At 38.2% G+C, this 6066-nt stretch carries 2 protein-coding genes; both read right to left on the bottom strand.

Annotated features, from left to right (window positions below; genetic code table 11):
- On the bottom strand, positions 1 to 5171 hold a 5171-nt coding region (locus tag U9P79_01760; protein MEA2103354.1), incomplete at its 3' end, for a C25 family cysteine peptidase.
- A gap of 310 nt (positions 5172 to 5481) precedes the next feature.
- A partial coding sequence (locus tag U9P79_01755) for a T9SS type A sorting domain-containing protein (protein ID MEA2103353.1) occupies positions 5482 to 6066 on the bottom strand: 585 nt, incomplete at its 5' end.

Here is a 6066-nt window from a genome sequence, read left to right as displayed (position 1 = left end):
ATATCAGGGAACTGAGACGAACCGGTAAGATTGATTGGGGGAGCGAGTGTGATCGTTACCGCTTCCGAGTTTGATGGAAAGGACTCATCCTCGTCTGTATAAGTGGCAGTAACAAAATAACTGTGCTCTCCGGCTGCGATAAATTCATCTGTATAATCGGTAATAGTTGGGCTATTTATTTCATAGATGAGATTATTATTTCGGTAGATATTGTATCCTGTTAAACTTCGATTTGTTTCGGAGGGTTTTTGTTTATTGCTTCGGAGATTTTTATTACCGTCTTTTAGAACAGAAGGCAAAAATTCATCGCTCAAATCATTTGGAGCATCCCATTCCAAAGTAACATCATTTGTGGATACACTGGAAGTTAAATTCGCGGGGATACCAAGTAATTCAAGTTCAAAATTGCAATTTGTAGTTTGGTTTGCAAATACATCAATATCAGTTACAATTATGCTTTCGTATCCGTATAAACTTGCTTTAACGTCATACGAATCAGGAACGAGGGGCAAAACATAATCTCCATCCTCGTTTGGGTGAGCGATTTGAGTATCCGCAAGAATTGTAACTTCTTCCACGTTTCCGCTTCCCCCAATCAGATTTACATTTCCGGCAATAAAGCCCATATTTTGCGGGTTTCCATTTTCCATTAATACATCGTCAATGTACCAATCGTTGATATTATATGAGTTCCCATCAAAAGTGAAGGCAAATTGAAAGGTGGATGAGCCCACATCACTTGTGGAAATTGTAATATTCTCGGTTGTTGCAGGTAAATTTGTTGATGGGAAAGTCGTTACCGTATTCCACGTGTTGCCATCGCTGGTAGTTTCCAATCTAAGAGTATAACCTCCGTTATAGTCATTAATTGAGTGTTTGAATTGGATTTCTAAAGTGCTTGAGCCTACTGTATTTATCGGTTGAATTTGTAATCGCTGAATCGCAGTCGTGGAAGGGTTCCAATAGAATTTTGCCTCAGGTGAATTACCTCCGGCAGTATTACTGCTGCTTCCGGACCAGTTTATTTGCCCGGATGTGGAGGTTACTTCCCAACCGTCAGGGGGAAAAGAATTAAAATGCTCATCAATTTGGATAGGAACCTGCGAAATGGATAGGAAAAATTCTCCCTCGGTTTCATAGGAAAGAGCACCGGCAAGATTCCAATTAAAAGTTGCATTATGACCGATGGGCGCATTTGCAGCTGCTGTTACTTCAAAAATTCCAACAGAAATGTTGTCGGGTCCAATTTCACCGATAGAATAATCTGAGGAATTTATAGTGATGTAGGGATCGGAAGTTGAAATAGAGGATTCAATCTCATATCCTGCTGCTCCACCATCATTTTGAAAATATAAATAAATCTCTGCGGTTTCTCCCGGGTCTAAGATGTTGTTGTTTCCATCGTTCACAAAGATGGATGACAGATTAATAACAGGAGCGTTCAGTTCCAAATTAAAATACAATTCCCAATCATCTTCGCTGCTTGTAACATTTATCGTGAAAGCTGCATTATGCCCGTCCTCACAATCTTCTGCAACAAGAATGCTAAAAGCAGTTTGGTTTGTTTGTGAGCCTTCTCCCGGAATAATATTATAATTTGCTTCATTTTGAATAACAGTTATAAATTCATCCTGAGAAGAAACAATTGCGGAAGCAGATGTTGCCGGATTTTCGCCAAGATTATTTAGCATAATATCCAAATCTACTTCTTCACCATAATCTACTAATCCATTCCCGTTCTCGTCATTAACAACAACACCACCGAGAACGATGTATGGCTCTATACTTTCAACCGGAGCACCGGAAAAAAGGATCGCCATTTCATTTTCCAGTTCCATAGCTGCTATAGGATATTCCTGACAAAAAACATATTGTAATCCGATAAGTCCGGTTGGATCTTCTATCCCAACTGTTGAATATTCACCGTGAAGAATGTGATAACTGGTATAATCGCCGCTATCAACATCATGAATTTCTTCATATTGAAATAAAATTGGGCTATCTCCTATGGTAGTGGGATAATAATTTGCATCGTACAATATTACCTGAAAAGTTTCGTGGTAGGAGGGAAGAAAGTCATTGGCTAAATTGTACCACTCAACGATAAAAGTATGATTTTCCGAATCAAAATAATAGCAAATCTGGCCGCCCGGAGTTCTCAAATCATCCCAGAAAGGAGCGATCATGGGATTTGGACCGAGAGGTCCTGGAATCGGAGTATTCATAAAGCTGGTTTGCTCTGTTATTCCTCCGGCTATCCATCCGTTTGTACAAACTGAAATATCTGAATACGTTTCTCCATACATGCGAAAAGTGAATTCACTTGCCAGTGAAATGGATTCCACATCACCGTCATTACCTCCATTATAAAGAGATAGAAGCGTACCCGTTCCACCGGCTGCCGGAGCAATCTCAACCCAGTTATAGACAGGGGCTTGAGGATACTGCGTGTCGCCACTGTCATAACAATAATATCCATAAGCATCGGGACCGATGGGATCGCCCTCACTAACTTCTCCGACTGAAAAATTGAAATAAATAGTCGCATTATAGCCGGCTGAATTAAACAAATGCAATTCCATATTGATTTGAGTGCCGGGCAGAACCGTGGAATTTGCGTAAAGCACAAATTCATCCGAAGTGTTGGTTGCAGTTCCTCCTGCGGGGATATTTCCGAAATAGCCGCTATTATCTTGCACTTCCAGATCATCATCAGAGGAGATTAAGACTGCTGCCAAATTTTCTGCATCAACCGTGCTGATATTTTCTAATGTTATCTGAAAGTTAGCAGTTTCTCCAGGATCTAAAATACCATCATTTCCATCAAAAACTTCGTAACTTTGCACATAAAATATGGGTGAATAAACCATTAAGATCAATTCATCTTGCCAAGTGTTACTTGCATCATCTGCTATTTGAACTTCAAATTGAATATCCGCACCTCCGGGGCAATTTTCATCCACAGTAAAAGTAAACGGGGTCAAATTTGAAGCGGAACTACCCGTGGCAATATTCCCAAAATTACTTTGCGATTGAGTAATCTCCACCCATTCACTTGTAGAGAAAATTTCCGCATTTACTCCTTGTAGTTGCAGAGTGCCAAGATTTTCCAATTCAAAGTCCAATTGGATATCTTCACCGGGATTGATTTCATCTTCATTTATGGAATAGGACGAAATTTGAGCAAAATTCATCGCTTGAACTATTTCAAATTCTTGCACAAACGGTTTAAAATTATGTTTTGTTACGGTTACTACTGCATCTCCTGTTGTGTTTGCATTTACCTGAAGATATACTTTTCCTTGAGCATCCGTATATTCTCTCGCAAAAATTTCATCATCTTCTTGAAGAATACAAACTAACGCATCGGTAATAGGCTGATTATTTTCATCAAGAATTTCTACTTCCAGGTAATTTGTTCCTGCATATATTTCTTCAGGGAATTCGATGTTGAAATTTTGGGGAACATCAGTCCAGAGTTCCAGCCCCGGGTCGCCCATCAGATTATTCCAGTATAAAAATTTATTAACCCAATCTGACGGATTTCCCGGAAAACAATTGTAAACATTAAGTTTTCCCATGTTTAAAGAACCGCCCATGCTAAAAACTTTTTGGTTAAATATTCCTTCAAACATTCCGGCGCAAAGAGTATTGTTAAAAGATGTATGGGTTGAGGAGGTAACAGTGCCCACTGCTCCGATTGCACCTTTTGGAGTGGCGGGTGTACCAACTTTGGCAAAATATTCGCTTCTGCAATTATATGTTCCTTCAAAATTTCCAGTTCCACAAGTGGAAATAACACCGAAGGGCAACATCCAGCCATTGCTCAAACTAGATATATAACCGGTGTCCCAGCCACTCATACCAATATAACCTCGATAGTTAAAATAACTGACGCCGGCATTTATTGCATTGTTTATTCCATACGCGAAACCGCCGGAGTAAATCTCAACATAATCAAATTGGGGATCATTTGCTTCAATCATTTCCTTGATATATTTATTTATCGAAATGCACGCCGGGCCCGATTGAGAAGTATCTCCAACCAGCAGCGCTTTTGTAAACCAGTCTGGATTCCCCATATACGGATTTTTTTCGTAATTGATTGATTTTGATACCATTGTTTGCAACTCATTTAAGGTATTAAAGGATAATCGCCCGATATTCGCATCAGCAAGAATGTCATTACCCTCGAGAAGGACATAATATTGATCACCGTAACCATTGCTATAGCTTTTAGTCGGAATATTGAACGAACCACCGGCATCACCTACAAGGCAGATAAATTCCGGTGGATTTTCCCAGTTATCGTAAGCATCCTGTATGTAATCTTTGATACTATATGTGGATGTTCCTGTTTCTGAGGTGCTTGCTGCAACCACATCGAAACCTTTTTGGCGTTTCCAATCGAGCAAGGGTTGAAGATTTGTTTCAACCGTGCTGCTATTTGGATAAATAAAAAGATATGAACCATGCTGATACTCGAGATTGCGATGTGTTTGATTATAGTTCAAAATCGTTGAATTATATATTGGTTCGAAGGCTCGCGAAAACTTTTGGTCAGTTTGCAATTTGGGGTTTTCTCCGGTTCCCTCATGATATTTCAGAGTTATATGTGCATTTGTGATTATAGTTAATTTTTTTGTTTTCGGATTATATTGGAAAGGATTTACGGTTACATTTGCAATGCGTAAATCACGCATGATAGCGGGTTCTCCCACTTCAATAATTTTATTGGGGAAAACTGCGTTTTTGTTATAAAATGTTTCATTATAGGCAAAACCGTTTTGCTGTATTTCTGCTTCATCAAGTTGGTGGGGATAGATTTGCATATCATCAATTGTTCGCGATTTGATTTCAGAAATTTCTACTGTTAAAGAACATTTATCCGGAATTACTAATAATCGTGAAATGCGGGGGAGTTCGGGCAAACCTTCCTGAGCAAATTTTCCTTCATTTTCAAGCGTGATCTTGGAAAATATTTCACCCTTTATATCAGCAGTTTCAATGTTGTATTCTGTTAATGAGAAATTCAGTTCAGCAGAAATTTCATCGGATTTTGAACATTCCATAACTTGTTGTGAAATGTTCTTGACTATTTTAACTTTCTCCGCAAAAAGAAAGGCGGTTAATAAGCTTAAGATTAATAAACTTACAATAAATTTTTTCATAGTTTTGTATTTCCTTTAATTTTTTAAATTTTATCCAAAAAATTGAATACGTTGTTTTGCAATCAAGTTTTAGGATTTTTACAAATAATTATACTGCTAAATTATTGCATTAGTTTTCATCTTTTTTATTCATCGCCAACAGCGAAAATAAATCCTTACATTTCACTGCATAAGGCAGCCGGAGCAACCTTATGCTTTTATATTTATCCCTTTCAGGGAATAAATTCATCCTTCGTCCTAATATAAACATCTTGTTCTTTCCATTTATTTTGATATTGATATTGAAATAATGCTCATATCCAAGAAGCTACTAACGCAAGAGCATCATTTTGTTGATTTCGGAATAATTACCTGCAGAAATTTTATAGAGATAAACTCCGGATGGAAGCAAATTATTCCGTTCGTCTCTACCATTCCATCCCAAATAGTGATAACCCGCTTCAAATTGTTCATTCACAAATTCTATCACCTTTTCGCCCTTGATGTTATAAATTGAAATTTCAACCATTGACTGAGTTGCCAAACCAAAACTTATTTTAGTATTGGAATTTTGAGGATTGAAGGGATTGGGGAAATTGTTTAAGATTATGGTTTCTAAAGGAATTTCCGGATTTGTAGCGTTGGAGTGAATAATTTCCACCTCATTTGAAAACGCAGATTCATAAGTTCCGTATAGAGCGGTTACATAATAAATATAAGTTCCGGCTGGAACATCTTGTTCGGTAAAATTCAGTTCTGTTACTTCCCCGACAAATTCACCGTCCCGAAAAATTCTATATCCGGTAAGGCTTCTTGTGGGTGCGGGAACTTCCCATTCGAGAACAATATCAGGGAACTGGGATGAACCGGTAAGATTGGTGGGAGCAGCAAGTGTAATCCAGATTTCTTCGATGTT

This window comes from Candidatus Cloacimonadota bacterium (genome assembly GCA_034661015.1).
Lineage (GTDB): Bacteria > Cloacimonadota > Cloacimonadia > JGIOTU-2 > JGIOTU-2 > JAYEKN01.
Note: the sequence above shows the minus strand (reverse complement) of the source record. Positions and strands in the feature narration are given on the sequence as shown.